Origin of the sequence: Streptomyces sp. NPDC102437 (assembly GCF_044765565.1) — a bacterium.
Classification (GTDB): domain Bacteria; phylum Actinomycetota; class Actinomycetes; order Streptomycetales; family Streptomycetaceae; genus Streptomyces.
Map to the genome: position 1 here is coordinate 230,844 of NZ_JBIWKI010000010.1, position 17,205 is coordinate 248,048.

General features: G+C 72.9%; 12 protein-coding genes and 1 pseudogene. 10 read left to right on the plus strand and 3 right to left on the minus strand.

From position 1 onward, the window contains the following. Positions 1-57: 57 nt before the first annotated feature. Positions 58-228: pseudogene (locus ACIRJP_RS15750) on the plus strand (Clp protease N-terminal domain-containing protein); the annotation flags it as partial. A gap of 71 nt (positions 229-299) precedes the next feature. Here the strand turns inward: ACIRJP_RS15750 and ACIRJP_RS15755 are convergent. Then, complete coding sequence (locus tag ACIRJP_RS15755; protein ID WP_404173364.1) at positions 300-1,301, minus strand: helix-turn-helix transcriptional regulator; 1,002 nt, start codon at positions 1,299-1,301, stop codon at positions 300-302. Between the two features lies 1 nt (position 1,302). Further along, a complete protein-coding gene (locus ACIRJP_RS15760) occupies positions 1,303-2,160 on the minus strand; it encodes a DUF4097 family beta strand repeat-containing protein (protein ID WP_404173367.1) in 858 nt (285 codons plus the stop codon). A gap of 164 nt (positions 2,161-2,324) precedes the next feature. Between ACIRJP_RS15760 and ACIRJP_RS15765 the strand changes: the two genes are divergently transcribed. Then, positions 2,325-3,182: a hypothetical protein gene (locus ACIRJP_RS15765; RefSeq protein WP_404173370.1), complete on the plus strand. Its 858-nt coding sequence runs from the start codon at positions 2,325-2,327 to the stop codon at positions 3,180-3,182. A 22-nt stretch (positions 3,183-3,204) separates the two neighbouring features. Here the strand turns inward: ACIRJP_RS15765 and ACIRJP_RS15770 are convergent, their stop codons facing one another. Then, the gene (locus ACIRJP_RS15770) at positions 3,205-3,387 is read right to left on the minus strand and encodes a DUF6104 family protein (RefSeq protein WP_266729752.1); all 183 of its coding nucleotides are present in this window, start codon (positions 3,385-3,387) and stop codon (positions 3,205-3,207) included. 240 nt (positions 3,388-3,627) lie between these two features. Between ACIRJP_RS15770 and ACIRJP_RS15775 the strand changes: the two genes are divergently transcribed. The 8 genes from ACIRJP_RS15775 to fxsT all read left to right on the plus strand — a co-directional run bounded on the left by ACIRJP_RS15775 (position 3,628) and on the right by fxsT (position 17,128). Beyond that, a complete protein-coding gene (locus tag ACIRJP_RS15775; RefSeq protein ID WP_404173373.1) occupies positions 3,628-4,149 on the plus strand; it encodes a CU044_2847 family protein in 522 nt (173 codons plus the stop codon). Further along, positions 4,146-6,212, plus strand: coding sequence for a trypsin-like peptidase domain-containing protein (locus ACIRJP_RS15780; RefSeq protein WP_404173376.1), 2,067 nt, complete (start codon positions 4,146-4,148; stop codon positions 6,210-6,212). The genes ACIRJP_RS15775 and ACIRJP_RS15780 overlap by 4 nt, the downstream gene beginning before the upstream one ends. Positions 6,213-6,300: 88 nt before the next feature. Beyond that, positions 6,301-7,332 carry an AAA family ATPase gene (locus tag ACIRJP_RS15785; protein WP_404173379.1) on the plus strand — a complete coding sequence of 344 codons (1,032 nt, stop codon included), beginning with the start codon at positions 6,301-6,303 and terminating at the stop codon, positions 7,330-7,332. Positions 7,333-7,339: 7 nt separating this feature from the next. After that, the gene (locus ACIRJP_RS15790) at positions 7,340-10,894 is read left to right on the plus strand and encodes an SAV_2336 N-terminal domain-related protein (RefSeq protein ID WP_404173382.1); all 3,555 of its coding nucleotides are present in this window, start codon (positions 7,340-7,342) and stop codon (positions 10,892-10,894) included. 211 nt (positions 10,895-11,105) lie between these two features. Next, positions 11,106-11,303, plus strand: a complete 198-nt coding sequence (gene fxsA, locus ACIRJP_RS15795; RefSeq protein ID WP_388658951.1) for an FxSxx-COOH cyclophane-containing RiPP peptide — start codon at positions 11,106-11,108, stop codon at positions 11,301-11,303. Between the two features lie 219 nt (positions 11,304-11,522). Beyond that, entirely contained in the window at positions 11,523-12,647 is a 1,125-nt protein-coding gene (locus ACIRJP_RS15800; protein ID WP_404173449.1) for an FxsB family cyclophane-forming radical SAM/SPASM peptide maturase, read from the plus strand. Next, on the plus strand, positions 12,644-14,053 hold the full coding sequence (locus tag ACIRJP_RS15805) for an aKG-HExxH-type peptide beta-hydroxylase (protein ID WP_404173386.1): 1,410 nt from the start codon (positions 12,644-12,646) through the stop codon (positions 14,051-14,053). Before ACIRJP_RS15800 ends, ACIRJP_RS15805 begins: the two co-directional genes overlap by 4 nt. Before the next feature lie 81 nt (positions 14,054-14,134). Further along, the gene (fxsT, locus tag ACIRJP_RS15810) at positions 14,135-17,128 is read left to right on the plus strand and encodes an FxSxx-COOH system tetratricopeptide repeat protein (RefSeq protein ID WP_404173389.1); all 2,994 of its coding nucleotides are present in this window, start codon (positions 14,135-14,137) and stop codon (positions 17,126-17,128) included. Positions 17,129-17,205 lie beyond the last annotated feature (77 nt).

The window sequence follows — 17,205 nt, forward strand, 5'->3', positions numbered from 1 at the left end:
CGTACGCCACGCCTGCCGCATCGCGCCCCGTACGCCACGCCTGCCGCATCGCGCGCCGGGGCGAAAAGGATCCTGACGTGGTCGCCGCGGATCGCGGCGGGGCGCGGGGACCGCTTCATCGGCGACGAGCACCTCCTGCTGGCGCTCACCGCCTGCCCCGGAGTGGCCGCCGACGTACTCGCCGCACATGGCGCGACGTACGCGACGGTGACCCGCGCGCTGTACGGGGTGGGGAGGGGCGAGGAGGGGCGGTTCGAGGAGGCGGGCCGAACCCGGGTCCTCGGACCGCCCCCGCCCCGTCACTTCTGCCCGTCGTCGCCCTTCCTCAGCAGCGCCCCGATGTGGGCCGCCGCCGTCGACAGGTGGCGGCGGGCCTCCGTGAGCTGCTCCTGAGTGACGCCCCTGTCCCGGGCCGTGTCGCGGATGTCGTCGCGGAAGCGGTCGAGCAGCCGGTCCAGGTCGCGGGCCGGGTCGCCGGTGCGGGGGGTGTCCTTGCCCCAGTCGTCGTCGGCTCCGGCCGGTTCCGGCTTGACGTAGGGGGGCCAGGTGCCCGTCCTCGCGAAGCCGCCGAGCTGGCCGGTGATCTCGGCCAGTCCCTCCCGTACACCCGAGGGCCAGTCGCCCCGCGCGAAGTGCTCCTGGACCTGCCGGGCGGCGTTCTGCATCTGCTCGCGCGCCCGGTCCTGGGCCTCCTTGGCCTGGCGGCGGGCCTGCTGGGCGTCCTCACGGGCGCGGCGGGACTCGTCCTTCGCCCGGCGGGCCTGCTCCTTCCACTCCTGCTTGGCCTTGCGCAGCTCCTCCTTGGCGGCACGCCAGGTCTCCTTGTCGCCGAAGTCCCCGAAGTCGCCGAAGGCGGACTCCCAGTCGCCCTTGCGGCCGGAGCCCGAGCCGGAACCGGCGCCCGAACCGGTGTGCCTGGTCTCGTGTGCGGCGGCCCGCATCTCGCTGCGCAGCTTGCCGGCGGCGCCGCGCACGTCGTCCCGTATCTCGGCGGCCAGCTCGGAGACCGAATCCCGGATCTCCAGCTCCAGATCGGCCAGTTCGCCCGTGCGGCCGGCCAGCTCGGCCCGGCCCGCGTCGGTGATCGAGTAGACCTTGCGGCCGCCCTCGGTGGCATGGGTGACGAGGCCCTCGGCCTCCAGTTTGGCTAGCCGCGGATAGACCGTGCCCGCCGAGGGGGCGTACAGGCCCTGGAAGCGCTCCTCCAGGAGCCGGATCACCTCGTATCCGTGGCGAGGGGCCTCGTCGAGGAGCTTCAGCAGGTACAGGCGGAGACGGCCGTGGGCGAATACGGGGGGCATGTCAGAGCACCTTTCCGGTCGGCTCGGCATCGCACGGACCGTCCTCGGCCGGCGGGCGGCGCAGCAGGGCGATCGATCCCGAGACGGTCGTCGCGCGCAGCTTCCCGGTCCCGGCGCCGAGCGTGCCGGTGATCTTCTTCGCGCCCCATTGGCCGCTGACCCGCAGGTCCTCGAACCCGTTGGAGACGGAGCCGCTCGCGGTGTTGGCCTCGACCGTCGCGTCCGCCGGGTGCGGCAGCCGGATGGCGACCTCGCCGGAGACCGTGGTCAGCCGGATGTCGGTGGGCTTCCCGGTCGGGTCCAGGTCGAGCACCATGTTGCCGCTGACCGATTCGGCCCGTACCGAGGCCCCGGCGCCCTCGACGACCGTCAGATCGCCCGAGACGGAATGGAAACGGAGTTCGCCGGTGACCGACTGGGCCTCCACGCTGCCGGAGACCGTGTCGGCGAGCACCGGTCCGGCGAGCCCGACGAGCGTGGTGTCGCCGGTGACGCCCCTCACGTCCGTACGCCCGCGGATGCCGGAGACGACGGCGCCCGCGCCGACGACGCCGACCTCCACCGCCGACCCGGCCGGCACGGCGAGCGAGACGACCGCGCTGCGGTGCCAGCCCTTGCGGTCGAACCACTTGAGGAAGTTCTGCCAGGGCAGGTCCTCGTAGGCGACCGTGAGCGCACCGTCCTCCAGCGTCACGACCAGTGGCGGTCCCTCGATCCCGGCGACCTCCAGCCGGGCGGCCGGCTCCTCGGTGCCGACGACGTTGACGGTGCCTCCGACGATGCGCACGTTGAGCGACGTCACGAGGTCGTCGAAGGTCAGCTTCTGGGGCTCGGCGATGGCCCATGTCGACACAGGCATGGATCTGACCTCCTGGGGAGCGCGGCTGACGCAATATATCGCATCTCTTGGAGAACACGATATATCGCGGATCGGGGAAGTCAAGACGCGTCGCGATGCCGTCGGCGGCTCACTGGAGGGTGAAAGAACGTCAAATGTGGGCAAATTGCCCTAGCGTGTGAGGCATGAATGCGACATCCCCCGCGGGGGCGCTGCTGCTGTGCCGGGCCGAACCGGAGACCGTAAGGCCGGTGGCCCATCTGCTGCGCGAGCGGATGCTGCTCGCTCCCGCCGGGGACGGATGGTCCGTCCTCGTGCCCGAGGGGAAGCCCTGGCAGGACGCGGTCGCGGAGGCCGGTGCCGCGGAGGTGATGGAGCCGGTCGACCGGGTCGTGGCCGGCTGGGCCGCCGCGCTCGCGGTCGGCTCGACCTGGCCCGTGCTCGCCCTGTGGTGGGACGGCGACCGGGCCGGCTGCACGCTCGCCTCCGGATTCCTCCGCCCGGTCGGCTGCGTCTGGCTCGCGGACGGCACCCCGGCCGGTGAGGACGAGGCGATGCGTACGTTCGCCGAACGGCTCGGCCTCGACCCCGTGCTGGACATCCAGGCGTTCGAAGAGCTGATCCGCCCGGACCCGGACGCCGACGCGCGCATCCGGCTGCGCGGGCTGCTTGCCGCACTGACCCGGATCGGGCTGATCCTGCCGCCCGGACTGGACCCGGACACGCCCGGCGACCGGCTGTACGCGGCGGCCGACGACCGGCCCGGAGCGGAACCGGTGGCCTGGACCGGCTGGCGCGAGGCGGTGAAGGCCGAACTCGACGTGGTCGAGAGCAGCCGCCTCGGTCCCTGGATGCGTGGCCCCAGGGCCCGTGCGCTGGCAGGTGCCCAGTTCGCGGCCGGGCTGCCGCTGGCCCTCTGGGGGCTCAGGCGCCGCGGCGGCGGATGGGTGCTCGCGGGGGCGCTGCTGCTGGCGCACGGGGCGCTCGGGCTCGCCTGTGACCGGACGAGGGGCGCCGAGGGGCCCGCGGACGGGCGCAGGTGACTGTTCGTCCTGGCCCCTGCTCCTAGTCCTCGTCCTCGTCGTCGTCGAGCCGGGCCAGCCAGGTCGCGAGGCGCTCGACCGGCACCTCGAAGTCGGGATTGAGATCGACGAACGTACGGAGCTGCTCGGCGAGCCACTCGAAGGTGACCTCTTCCTCGCCTCGCCGCTTCTCCAGCTCCTCGATACCGCGGTCGGTGAAGTACATGCGGCAAGCCTAATGCCTGGTGGCAGCCCCACGAAGGCCGGGAGCCGGTCCCCGGGCCGCGCGCTCCGGCACCTCCACGCCACATGGCCACCGGCCCCGTCACCCCCGCCGATCCGCCGGGAACCGCCCCGCACCACCGCCGCGTCCTGGTCCGCGCACCCGCCCGCCCACCCGTCCATCTGCCTCGCATCGGACGCGTACTGCCGTTAGCCTGCCGGTAGTTGGGGAACGGGGGGTTTCATGGGTGACAGTGACGCCCGTATTACGCGCATTGAGATGCCTGACGGTACGGAGGTCTGGGCGCGGATCTCCGGCGCCGAGGAGCTGGCGCATTCCGGCTCGGGACCGTCCTTCGCGGACATCGGCGCCGGGAACATCGCGGGCCGGGTGCAGGCCCGGGTCGAGAGCCTGCAAGGGGTCGTGACCAGCGTGGCGCGTTCGCTCGCCGAGCCGCTGCGGGCCGTGCGGCCCGACGAGGTCAGCGTCGAGTTCGGGATCGAGCTCACCGCGAAGTCCGGCAAGGTCGTCGGGCTGCTCGCGGACGGCGAGGCCAAGGGGTCGATCAAGGTCACGCTGACGTGGAACGGCGGCGGGCCGCCTCTCGATCCGCAGGTGCCCGCGCAGTCGCCGGGGCAGCAGCCGGCCACGCCCTCCATCTCCCCCTCCGATCCGTCCGACCCCTCCGCTCCGTCCGCCGGGGCACCCACCGGCGCACCGGCGCACGCGGGCGGCACCGGGCCGGACGACGGAAGCGGATCGTGACGCAGCCGCCGGGCGGGGGCGCGTGGCACGGGCCGGGCGGCGCCGAATCCGCGCTGATCCGCCTCGTGAAGGACGCCACGGTGCGCATCCATCGTCCGGAGCCCGGGTATGCCCCTGAAGGATCCGACGGCGACTTCCTGGGGAGCGGATTCTTCATCGCTCCGAGCTGGGTCCTCACGTGCGCGCACGTGGCGATGGAGGGGAGGGGGCGTCAGGTGAACGTGGTCTACAAGACCGCTCGTGGCGGCGACGCCGTCAGGGTCGGGGGCACGGTCGTGGCGGCCCTGCCCGAGGAGCGGCCCGGCACGGGCGGCTGGCCGGCCCCCGACCTCGCGCTCATCCAGCTGCTGCGGCCCGTCGAACACCCCTGTGTGTACCTCAGCGAGCGGTCCACCGGCATGAACCGCGGCGCGTACTACTTCGCGGGCTGGGCGGACGGCGGAGCCGGAACGCTCAAGCGGCTCGGCCGGGAGTGCCGGGTGGTGGGCACCGTCGACGACTGGGCCGACGGCGACGAACAGGTGCTGATCGAGGCGAGCCAGCTGTACGCGGGCATGTCCGGCGGCCCCGTCGTCGACCTGGCCAGGGGCGAGGTCGTCGGCGTACTCAAATCACGCTCCATGGATACGAACGGCGGTACGGCGATCGGCGTGGAGCGGCTGCGCACGCTGCCCGTGCCCGACCGGGCCGCCACGGCCGAGTCCGACGACCCGTACCAGGCCGTGTTCCACGCCCACGACCGCTACCACGCCGACCGGCACAACAACCCGGTGGACGACGAGGAGTCCTGGGCGGACGTCCAGCGGGACCTGGGCGCCGTGGCGGGCCCGGCGCTCACCCCGCAGCAGCGCGTCGACCTGCTGGGCCGGTTCGCCAAGCTCCCGCCGCCGGTCAGCACCCGCAGCCTGCTCGACACCCTCGGCGGCCTCGGGTACGGCTACCGGACCGTCGGCGTCCCGGCCCCCCGGGGCTGGCGCGACGGGCTGGGCGTCCTGTACGACGCACGCGAGGGCGACGAGGCGCTGGAGCGGATCCTGCGCTACTGCATGGGCGCCATCACCGCCGAACGCCCCTATGTGGTGCCCTCCACCCAGCGCGCCGAGGACGCCCTGTGGGACTGGGTGCGCGAGACCGCGAAGGCGCGGCTCAAACCGCCGTTCCGCCGAGAGATGGCCAGGCTCCGGTACCAGGGCCGGTACGACCGGGGTGCCGAGCACGTGCGGACGCCCGATCCGGCCGACGAGCCGGTCCGTCCGGTGCGGGCCCCCACGTTCGTCGTGCTGTATCTGGAGCCCCGCGCCTGGGAGCCGGACCAGTACGACTGGCGGGTGGTCGCCCGGATGACCGCCGACGACCTGCCCGTCACCGAGAACTACCAGGGCACCAGGGCCGACGAACTGCCGGCCAGGCTCGCCGCCTCCCTCAAAAAGGCGTTCCGGATGTGCGACGAGCCCGACAGCCCCGCGATCCTCCAGGTCGTGGTGCCGCCGGCACTGCTCGACCTGGAGGTCGAGAACTGGCAGCTGCCCACGGACAGCCGGCCCCTCGGGGTCCAGCGACCGGTGGTCGTCCGGTGCTCGGACGGGGGCCCCTCCCCGTCCGACGACGCCGTCCGGGAACGCGAGGCGCGCTGGAACCGCATCCACACGGGTCCGACCCGGGCCGCCGTCCTGGACTGCGACGACGGAATGCGGGTACCCGTGCCCGTGGCGGCGAAGCTGCGCGGACTGCCGCACGAGACCGTCCCGGTGTTCTGCCGCTACGGCGGCCGGACCGACGCCCAGAGCGTCGCGGGGTTCGCGCGGGTGCTCGAGGACGGGTTCGGCGTGGTCCTGTGGCGGCGCCCGCGGACCGAACGGGCCGCGTCCTGCACCGAGTTCCACCTCCGGGTCGTCGACACGGTCGACGGGACGGGCGTGGCCGAGCGGCTTCCGCAGAAGATCCATGAACTGAGAAAAGGGGTGCGTGAGGGGCGGCCCGACATGTTCTGGTCGGACGGCATCGCCCTGGTCTACGGAAACCCGCAACCGCCCACGCCCGGACCGTTGTTGCAGGCTCCGTGAGCCCTCTTTCGAGGGGTGTCCCGGATGACTACGGTGAACCACGTTCGACTGCTGCCCCTGGCGGACGAGTGATGACGAGGAACACGTTATGAGTGAACCCAGCGAGTGGCTCATCTACCGAGGGGCCGGCGAACCGCACGAAGGCATCGAGCAGTTGCCGCCGCCGCCGCCCTGGCGCGACTTCGCGAGCCGCGGCGCCCCGGCCCCCGACGAGCCGGACGGGGACGGCTCGGCCGACCGGCGCCTCGGCGCCCACCGGCACGTCGCCGAACTCCACCGGCCGGGCGCCGAGGAGCTCGAAATGATCAACGCGGCGCTCTATCTGCGGCGTCCGCTGCTGGTCACCGGCACCCCCGGCGCGGGCAAGAGCACGCTGGCCCACTCGGTCGCCCATGAACTGGGACTCGGCAGGGTGCTGCGCTGGCCGATCGTGAGCCGGACGACGCTGCTGGACGGCCTCTACCACTACGATGCGATCGCCCGGCTCCAGGACGTACAGATCGCCGCGCACAGCGCCGCAGCCGGCACGGGCGCCGGCCCGGCCACGGACGATGTGGGCAGTTACATCCGGCTCGGACCGCTCGGCACCGCGCTGCTTCCCTCGGACCGGCCCCGCGTGCTGCTCATCGACGAGCTCGACAAGAGCGACATCGACCTGCCCAACGACCTGCTCAACGTGTTGGAGGAGGGCGAGTTCGGCATTCCGGAGCTGGAGCGGATCGCCGACCGGCTGCCCGACGGCGAGGCGCGGGTACTCGACGACGACGGCAACAAGGTGACGGTGCGGGGCGGCCGGGTGCAGTGCACCGCCTTCCCGTTCGTGGTGCTCACCAGCAACGGGGAGCGGGACTTCCCGGCGCCGCTGATGCGCCGCTGCATCCATCTGGAGCTGGGGCGCCCCGACCACCAGCGCCTCGCCACCTTCGTACGCGCCCACCTCGGCGACGAGGCGGCGCGATCCGGGGACGACCTGATCGCCCACTTCCTGGAGCGGTCCCGCAGCGAACTCCTCGCCACGGACCAGCTGTTGAACGCCATCTATCTCACCGACGCCGCCGCCCCGGCCGGCCGCGACCGCCTCGCCGACCTGCTCATCCAGCGACTCGACCGGCCGAGGTGATGGGCTGATGGCGGGCGCCGGTGCGAGACACGGACCGGACGGCGAACACCACCCCGGCGACGGCGGCGACTGCGTGGCGGGGGAGGGGATCGCGGTGCCGCACGGGGCGGGTTCCGACGGCGGCGGTGTTGTGGTGCCGCATGGGGCGGGTTCCGACGACGCGGGGCTCTTCCCCGCGTTCGTGGCGCGGCTGCGCGAGGTTGGGCTCGACCCCGACGTCCAGCAGTTGCGCGACGCGCTCTGGCTGGCCCGCTGGGCCCGTCATCCGGACGCACCACCTGTCGACCCCGAAACCGACGCCGTCACCGGGGAGCAGGGGCGCATCCCGGGCGTCCGCCTGCCCCCGGAGCCGCCGTCGAGCGGGCGGCCCGAGGCCCCCGGGCCCGACGCCGCGAAGCCCACGCACGACGCGCCCGGCGGCGAACCCCAGCCGCCGGCGAACCCCGACGACCCCGACCGGCGGATCACCCTCTACCCCGTACCGCGTACCGGACCCTCGGACCGCGCGCGCTTGGGCGGCCCGTCGAGCACGGGCACGGGCACCGCCCGGAAGGGGCGTGCGGCCGCCCTCACCTTTGGCGTGCCCGCCGCCCCGGCGCTGCCCGCACCCCTCGAACTCCAGCGCGCGCTCAGGCCGTTGCAGCGCTACCACCCCGCGTCGCCACCGCTGCGCAGCACCCTCGACGAGACGGCGACCGCTGAACTCAGCGCCCGCGCGGGTGGGTTGATCATCCCGGTGTTCCGCGGAGTGTCCCGGGGTGAGGCGGTCCTGCAGTGCGTCATGGACGCCTCGTCATCGATGCTGGTCTGGGACCGGATGTTCGGTGAACTCCAGCAGATATTCGCCCAGTTGGGTGCGTTCCGGGACGTACAGGTCCGCTATCTGCACCAGGGCCCCGACGGCGCGGCCGCGGTGAGCCGCAGCCCCGACCCGGCCGCGGCGCCGCTGAACTCCGCGGACCGGCTGAGCGATCCGACCGGCCGCCGGGTCACTGTCCTGGTCAGCGACTGCGCCGGTCCGCTCTGGCACAGCGGCCGGGCCCACCGGCTGTTGCACCAGCTGGCCGCGCAGGCCCCGGCCGCCGTGCTCCAGCCGCTGCCGCAGCGGATGTGGAACCGCACCAGACTCCCGGTCACCTATGGTTCGCTGTCCCGGGGCGACGGACCCGGCGGAGCCGCCGTGCTCAAGGTCGTGGAGCAGCCGGGTACGGGCCCCGCCGTGCACCCGGGGGCCCTCGCCGTACCCGTCCTCCCGCCGGTGGAAGGGGCGCTGGCGGCCTGGGCCCGGCTGCTCTCCGGCACCGGCTCGGGACAGATCTCCGGCGCGGTCGGCTGGGTGCGGGCCGATCAGCCGGCGGCGGCCGCGCAGCGTGCGGGCGACGGACTCTCCTCGCTCCAGCTGGTCAGCCGCTTCCGCTCGGTGGCCTCACCCGCCGCCGGACAACTGGCCGTCTACCTCGCGGCGGCCCCGCTGCACCTCCCGGTGATGCAGCTGGTGCAGCGCACGATGCTGCCCCACTCGGGCCCTTCCGAGCTTGCCGAGGTGCTGCTCAGCGGGTTGCTGACGCGGAGCAGGAACGAGGACGGCGGTGAGCACGACGGCCAGTGGTACGAATTCGTGCCCGGCGTCCGGGAGGCGCTGCTCGGGCCGCTGGGCCGCGACGAGGCGCTGCTCGTGCTCAAGCACTGTTCGCAGTACATCGAGCAGCGGTTCGGCAGGGGCGGGCCGAACTTCCCGGCCCTGGCCTTCGCCCAGCTCGGCGAACGCCGGCACGAACGCAGATACCCGCCCACGCCGGCCACCACCGGCACGGACCCCTTGGAGGACGGTACGCCCGACGGGGGGATCGAGGAGGGTGGCGAGAACGAGGAGAGCGGCGCAGGCGGCGGGGCGCGCGTCCCCCATCCCTTCGCCGAGGTCGCGGTCCGCGTACTGGAGCGTTTCATGCCCCTGCCCGAGCAGTTCGTGATGGGGGCCGGAAGCGGGGGCAGCCCGAGCCCCGTACGGACCCCGAACACCGCGGTGGAGAGCGCCCGCGCCCTCCTGCGGCAGTTCGAATCGGACAGCATGGTGCAGTACCTCATCGACGCCGTGCAGCTGCTGCGCGGCGCTGCCGTGCGCGAGGAGCAACCGGGCACCGACCCCGCACTGTGGGCGGAGTACGCCCGCTGCGTGCTGCGGCTGTGGGAGATCCAGGGCGACGCCGAACTGCTCCGCGAGGCCGAGTACGCCGCCGAGCGGGCCGCCGCGCAACCCGCAGCGGTACGCGAACGGGCTGTACTGGCCAAGGTGTTGCACGCCGCGGCCGACGACCGGCGGCGGCGCGGCGACCGGCGCGGCGCGCTGGAGCTGCTGCGCCGTGCCGACCGCGAGTACACGGCCGCCTGCTCGGCCCCCGGCCTGGCCCCCGCCGAGGCCCTCCGGCTGACCCTGGAACGGGTGAGGGCCCTGGAGGCGCAGTGGCGGCTCGACGGCGACACCGCCCGGCTCCAGGCCGCGTGCGGAATGCTGGAGGCGTTCGCCGATGCCTGGCCCGACCAGGAGAACCGCCCCACCACCCTGCCCCTGGCGCACGGACGGACCATGCTGAAGCTGGCCGGGGCCACCGCCGACACCGAACAGTCCCGGGTGTACGCGGGCCAGGCCGCACGCTCCCTGCGCACCGCCTTCGAACAGGGCGGCGGCCGGCACACCCAGGGCACCGAGGTGCGCGTCCTGCTGGACCTGGTGGACGCCCTGCTCGGCTCCGGCGAGGAACCGGACGAGGCCGCGACACTCGTCGAGCAGGCCCTGGCGACCGTACGTGATCAGCGGCAGCGCGCCGCGCTGCGGATCAGGGCCGGCCGGGTCCGCGTCGCCCGGTACGAGCACACCGGCGAGCCCGACGAACTCGTGGCCGCCGCCGACTGGTTCGCCCGCGCCGCCCGGGACGTCCCCCGCGACTCGCGCGCCCACACCGACCTGCTCGCCGAATGGGGCGGCACCCTGCTGCGCCGGGCCCGGCTGCCGGACGGCCGCCCGCACATCGGTGCCGCGATCCGGGTGCTGCGCGACTGCCGTACGGAGACGCCGGCGGGCAGCACCCGACAGGCCGAGCGGCTGCTGATGCTGGGCCGCGCACTGATGCTCCGGCACCGCGCCACCGAGGACCGGGTCGACCTCCGTGAGGCCGAGCACCTCTTCGGCCTCGCGGCCCACGAGGCGGCCGACCCGCTGACCGAGGCAAGCTGCTGGCTGGAGCTCGGCCGCTCCCACCTGGACGCTGCCCGGGTGCTCCGGCGCCCGGCCCGGCTCGACGACGCGGCCGAGGCGTTCCGGGGCGCGGCGGAGGCGGCGCGCACGGCGGAGGAGGAGCTGGACGGCCCGCAACAGCTGGGGCAAGCAATCGAGTTGAGCGCTACAGCCAATCACTGGTGGGGTATGACGTACGAGAAGGCGGGCCGCCCCCGGGCCGCGCGGGAGGCGTACCGGGCGGCCCATCGGGAATGGCGCAAACTGCCGGACGGTGGCGGCGCTGCGGGTGAGTCGACCGCCGCGCGGCTGGCGGAGCTGGAGCGCTGAACCGCGCGACGGAGAGCGCTCGACAGTGCGGTGCGGTGCGGCCGGTGAGTGTTTCACGAGGCGTAGGCCCGGTCGGGCGGGGCATCCGTACAGGGGTGGTCGGCGCGGGTGGGCCCGAGCCGGTACACAGGTCAGGGACGCGGGTTCGACGGGGTGCGCTCAAGGGCGAGCATGCCACCGCGAGCACGATGCGGTGTTACGGGGAGGAACGATGAGCGAGACGGCACACCAGGGCATACCGGACGACAGTCTGACGGGCGGACCGGACCCGCTGCCGGACCTGCTGGGGCTGGATCTGGAGTCGCTGCGGACGCTGGACCATCCGGTGCTCGCCGAGGTGGTGGCGGATCTGCGCGGGCGGGCCGAACAACCGCGGGAGATGCTCTGGGGGTTCACCAGCGCCTTTTGAAGCCGCACGATTTCGGTCCGGGGGCCGGTTGAACAGGACATCGTGGTGGGGGACACGTTTGCCCGTACGGCAGGCCAGGGATACTCGCCTCGGGACGGCGGCGGGGGCCGTGCCGGCGGATGTGAACGGCACGGGGGTGCGGGAGTGTCTCGACAGGCGACGCCGAAAACGCCCCCATGTGCCGGGCCGAACCAACCCCGGCCCTCCTTCGGGCAGTTCATCGTCAAAGTGCACGGACGCTGCAACCTCGCCTGCCGCTACTGCTACCTCTACGAGGGCCCGGACCACACATGGCGTGACCGCCCGGCTGCCGCCGCACCCGCCGTCCTGGACCGCACCGCGCACCGTATCGCCGAACACGCGGCCACCCACGGACTGCGGGACATCGCGCTCGTCCTGCACGGCGGCGAACCCCTCCTCGCGGGCGCCGACCGGCTGGCCGCCTTCGCCGACCGGGTACGCGACCTGACGCCCGTCCACACCACCGTCCACACCACCGTCCAGACCAACGCGACCCTGCTCACCGAGGCCGGCACCGCCACGCTCGCCCGGCACGGCATACGCATCGGCATCAGCCTCGACGGCGGACTGGCCGCCCACAACACCCAGCGCACCGACCACGCCGGGCGCCCCTCCTGGCCCGCCGCCTCGCGCGGTGCCCGGCTCCTCGCCGACCGGCACCCCGACGCGTACGCCGGCATCCTCACCGTCGTCGACCCCCGCACCGATCCGATCGAGATGTACGAGTCGCTGCTCGACCTGCACCCCCCGGCCATCGACCTGCTGCTGCCGCACGGCAACTGGACGAACCCCCCACCGGGCCTGCCGCGCACGGACTCCGCGTCCGGCCGCCCGACCCCGTACGGCGACTGGCTCACCACCGTCTTCGACCGCTGGTGGCGCACCGGGCGGCGGGAGACCCGTGTCCGGCTCTTCGAGGAGTGTGTCGCCCTGCTGCTGGGCCTGCCAGGCGCCACCGAATCCCTCGGCCTCGACCCCGTCGACGCGATCGTGGTCGAGACGGACGGGTCGATCGAGCAGGTCGACTCGCTCAAGTCCGCCTACGACACGGCCGCCGCCACCGGGCTCGACGTCTTCCGCCACACCTTCGACGACGCCCTGCGCCACCCCGGCGTCGCCGCCCGCCGGGCGGGCGCCGACGCGCTCGCCGCCACCTGCCGCGCCTGCCCGCTGCTGACCGTCTGCGGCGGCGGCCACTACGCACACCGCTACCGCGCAGAGAACGGCTTCGTCAACCCGTCCGTCTACTGCGCCGACCTCGAACGGCTGGTACGCCATGTCGCCGCCCGGCTGTCCGACGCAACCGCAGGAGAACGCCGATGATCCCCCCACTCCCGGACAGCATGCTGCGTCAACTCGGCCGCACCGAAGGCGACGCCGACACTCTCCAGGTACTCGTACGCGATCAGGACACCCGAAGGCTCCTCCTGCTGCGGGCTCTGCTCGACGCGGCCGCGGCGGCACCAGCCGACGTCCTCCCGCCCCGCGCGCTCGACCGTCTCCGCCAGGACTGGGCGCTGCTGGAGACGGCCGAACGCGCCGACCGGACCGCCGTACGCACCGTCCTGCTGCACCCGCTCACCGGACCCTGGGTGCAGCGCTGCCTGCGTGGCCTCTCCGGCCCAGGGTGCGTCACCGGCCCCGGCCCCGAACTCCGGTGCGATCTGGACCACTTGAGCGCCCTGGCCGCCGCGTCCGCGATCCGCGCCGGAATCCCGTTCACGACCCGGCTCACCGCGCACGGCGGGCTCCTGTCCCTGCCCACCCTGGGTGCCCTGCGCATGGAATCCGAAGCATCCGCACCGGTCTGCATCGCCTTCTCCGGAGACGAACTGACGATGCGTGAGAGCGGGCGGGAAGCCATATCGGCACACACCCAGCCGGACGGCACGACCGGCTCGGCCGACCCGCGCTGGCTTCCGGTGCTCGCCCTGCCCGCCGTGCAGTCCGGCATCGGACCCGTGCCCCTGGACGACGTCGACCCGTACCGCACCGACGGCCGCGGACTCCAGCGGCACGGCCTGAGCGCCGCCACCCATATCGACGACCACGAACGCAAGGCCTGGGCCGAGTCCTGGGCCGGGGTGGCACCCCTGCTCGCCATCGGCGGTGAGCACCGCCTCACCGAGGCGGCGGTTCTGCTGCGCTGCCTCGTCCCGCTCGGCCCGCCGCCCGGCTCGGGTCCCACCGGCGAGAGCGCGGCACACTGCAGCGGCACCAGGCGTGAGGCGTTCGGCGCTGTCCTCAGCAGCAAACCGGCCACCCCCGCCTACTTCGCCTCCACCCTCGTCCACGAACTCCAGCACACCAAACTCGCCGCACTCGCCGCCCTCCTACCGCTGCATGACGAGGGCCCGGAGGCGCGCCACTTCGCACCGTGGCGCTCCGACCCCCGCCCCTTCGACGGGCTCCTCCAGGGCGCCTACTCGCACATCGCGCTCGCCGACTACTGGCAGCGGTTCGCGCTCTCCGCGCGGCGCGTCACCCACCGCGACCTGGCCTGGGCCGAGCACGCCCGCTGCCGCGAACAGGTCGGCGCGGTACTGCCCGTGCTGGCCGGCTCGGCGGCGCTGACCCGCGAGGGCCGGGTACTGGTCAACGAGATGATCACGCTCTACCACCGTCTGGACGATTGTCCGCCTCCTTCCGGGCACCTCGCTCGCGCGGAGGCATACGTGGCCACCGCGCAGGTGATATGGCAGCAGAGGAACGGCTCGCACAGGCCGTGAGAACCCCCGGGATTGTCCGCCGGAACGACCAGGCTCCGGTGTATGTTGACAAGGCTCGAATCGAGGCAGGGAGACGGTTGAATGCCCGGAACGCGTAGGCAAGTTGGAGCAACCGGGGCGCAAACCGTCACCATCAGTTTCGCCGGTTTCAACCGGGCCTGGGCTAGCTGGATCGGGGACCGTCTGGAGCGGCGCGGGGTGACGGTCGTCCAGCAGCGCTGGGACCCCCCGGTGGAGGTTCCGCTGGAGGAGTCGCTGCGCGATCTGACTCTCTCCCGGGGCCGAGTCCTGGTGATCCTCAGCGACTGGTACTTCCAGCTCGGACCGCGCAGCCACGACGAGTGGAACAGGGCGCTGCGCGAGGTCGTCGCCCCCGACCCCGACCGCTTCACCGCCGTCTGCGTCACCACGTCGGCGCTGCCCGGCGCCACCTCGGCCCTCGGCGCGGCCGACCTGACCAACATCGGCGCCGAAGAGGCCGAACGGCGGCTTCTCGTCCGCCTGGGCCTGCCCACCGACCCGCTGCCCGAGCCCGTCGAGGCCAGGCAGGGGCCCCGGTATCCGGCCGATGTCCCGGAGGTGTGGGGCGGCGTGCCGCGCCGCAACACCCGGTTCACCGGCCGGGAGGCGCTGCTCAGCAAGGCGTACCAGGCACTCCAGGACGCCGGACCCGGTGCCGGGGTCGTGACCCTGCACGGCATGTCCGGCGTGGGCAAGACCCAGCTGGCCGCGGAGTACGTCTACCGGTTCGGCTCGGAGTACGACGTGGTGTGGTGGGTGCCTGCCGACCGCCGCGCCCTGTACCGCCAGAAGCTCGCCGAACTCGCCCCTGAACTGGGCCTGTCCACGGGCGCCGAGTACGGGGAGCGGCTGCGGGCCGTGCGGGACGCGCTGCGTCGCGGCGAACCGCACTCCCACTGGCTCCTCGTGCTCGACGGCGCGGACGAGCCCGAACACATCTGGGACCTGGTGCCCACCGGCCCCGGGCATGTGCTGATCACCTCCCGCAACCCGGAGTGGCGCGAGCACAACAGCAACCTCGTCGAGGTTCCCGTCTACAACCGGGACGAGTCCGTCGCCTTCGTCCGCCGCCGCGCACCACGCCTGACCCCGAACGACGCCGACCAGCTGGCCGAGGCCCTCGAAGATCTCCCGCTCCTCCTCGACCAGACGGCGGGCTGGCTCAACGACTCCGACATGTCCGTCGAGGAGTACATCGAACTCCTCGACGGCGGCATCGACCAGGACGTCGTCAAGGTCTCCGCCGACTTCCCGCTCGCCTTCCAGACCGCCTGGTCGATACTGCTGAACAAGCTCAAGGAAACCGTCCCGGAATCCGTCGACCTGCTGCGCCTGTGCAGCTTCTTCGCACCGGGCTCCATCCCCGTGCGACTGCTGAGGGAAATGCCCCCCGGTGAACTGCCGGAACAGCTTTCCGGCCTGATGAACGACCCGCTGCTGTGGAACAAGGCGATCGGGCAGCTCCGCCAGTACTCCGTGGTCCGCCTGGAGTCCCACGAGATGGCCGGCGAGGAGGCCTCGTCCGGCGAATCGCTCTACATGCACCGCATGGTCCACCAGATCGTCGGCAAGGACATGCCGGAACACGACCGCCACGAGTTCATCGACGTGGTCCGCAGGGCCCTCGCCGCCGCGGACCCCGGCCGCCCCACCGACACCCGGATGTGGCCCGCCTACGCCGAGATCACCCCGCACCTGAAGTGGGCCGACGTACTCAACAGCACCGACCCGGCCGTCCACGCGCTGGTGCTCAACTGCCTGCGCTACATGTACCTCTCCGGCGAGTACCGAGCCGGCATCAAGCTGGGCGAACGCGCCATGAAGGCCTGGCGGGAACTCCTCGGCGAGGACCACCCCAGGGTCTGGGACCTCAGTTACAACTACGCCAACCTGCTGCGGGCCGTCGGCGACTACGCCGGTACGGAAGTCATCGAACGCGCCGCCGTCGACCACCTCCGCGCCGAACGCGGTGCCCAGGACCTGGAACACCTCCGCGCCGCCGGCGGCCTCGCCGCCGATCTGCGGGGCCTCGGCCGGTACGACGAGGCGCTGGAGATGTCGACCTGGATCCTCGCGGCCTACCGCGAACTGCTGGGCGACCAGGACCCGCGCACGCTCAGTGCGCAGAACAACCTGGCCGTGTCCCTCCGGCTGCTCGGCAGATACGAGGAGTCCCTGGAGCTGCACCGGCGGACACTGGATGCCAGGCGGCAGGTGTTGCGCCCTCGCCACAGCTGGACGCTCTACTCCGAGATCCACTACGCCACCGGCCTGCGCCTGCTCGGCCGCTACAACGACGCCTTCTCGCTCCAGAACCAGAGCGTGCGGCTGCACCGGCTGGTCATGGGGACCGGACACCCGCAGACCTTGTGCGCCGAGCACAACCTCGCGCTGTGCCAGTACCGTGCGGGGGAGCGCGCCAAGGCGGCGACGTTGTTCACCCAGGTTCTCGAACGAAGCGAGCGGGTGCTCGGAGAGTACGACCCGCTGACGATGATGTTCGCCGCCAGCCAGAGCTTCTTCGCCCGCGAGCACGCCGACATCGACCAGGCCAGGGCGATAAGCGAGAAGGTGGTCGACGGCTATGTGGGCATGCTCGGCGAGGAACACCCGTACGTGGCTGGAACCCGGGGGAACCACGCCCTGATCCTCCGCAACGTGGGCGAACGCGATCACGCGCACGCCCTGCTGGAGGAGGCGCTCGCCGACATGACGAGAGCCGTGGGTGAGCACCACCCCTGGACCCTGGGCTGCGCGGTGAACGCCTCGGCGCTGCGCAATCTGGTCGGCGACCCGGAATCCGCAGCCGCGCTGACGGACGCGGTCATCACCAGGGCCACGGAGGTCCTCGGCCGGACCCATCCGCTGACTCTCTCCGCCCGGATCGCGCACGCCGCGGACCTGCGCGGCATCCGTGACCGCGAGCGCGCGGAGAAGGTCGAGCGGGAAGCATTGGGCGATCTGGTCGAGACACTGGGCGCCCAGCACGTCCACACGGTTTCGGCCCGCTCCCGCAACCGTCCGTACTGGGACTTCGAGCCGCAGATCATCTGAACGGGCTGCGCCCCGCCCGCACACCGAAGGGCCCGGCCCCGCGAATTGCTCGCGGGGCCGGGCCCTTCGGTTCGTAC

Excerpts from the sequence above, each read along its gene's own strand:
- ACIRJP_RS15775 (WP_404173373.1), top strand. The coding sequence starts at position 3,628 with ATGGGTGACAGTGACGCCCGTATTACGCGCATTGAGATGCCTGACGGT.
- ACIRJP_RS15770 (WP_266729752.1), bottom strand. The coding sequence starts at position 3,387 with ATGTACTTCACCGACCGCGGTATCGAGGAGCTGGAGAAGCGGCGAGGC.
- ACIRJP_RS15755 (WP_404173364.1), bottom strand. The coding sequence starts at position 1,301 with ATGCCCCCCGTATTCGCCCACGGCCGTCTCCGCCTGTACCTGCTGAAG.
- ACIRJP_RS15760 (WP_404173367.1), bottom strand. The coding sequence starts at position 2,160 with ATGCCTGTGTCGACATGGGCCATCGCCGAGCCCCAGAAGCTGACCTTC.
- ACIRJP_RS15790 (WP_404173382.1), top strand. The coding sequence starts at position 7,340 with ATGGCGGGCGCCGGTGCGAGACACGGACCGGACGGCGAACACCACCCC.
- ACIRJP_RS15805 (WP_404173386.1), top strand. The coding sequence starts at position 12,644 with ATGATCCCCCCACTCCCGGACAGCATGCTGCGTCAACTCGGCCGCACC.
- ACIRJP_RS15765 (WP_404173370.1), top strand. The coding sequence starts at position 2,325 with ATGAATGCGACATCCCCCGCGGGGGCGCTGCTGCTGTGCCGGGCCGAA.
- fxsT (WP_404173389.1), top strand. The coding sequence starts at position 14,135 with ATGCCCGGAACGCGTAGGCAAGTTGGAGCAACCGGGGCGCAAACCGTC.
- ACIRJP_RS15785 (WP_404173379.1), top strand. The coding sequence starts at position 6,301 with ATGAGTGAACCCAGCGAGTGGCTCATCTACCGAGGGGCCGGCGAACCG.
- fxsA (WP_388658951.1), top strand. The coding sequence starts at position 11,106 with ATGAGCGAGACGGCACACCAGGGCATACCGGACGACAGTCTGACGGGC.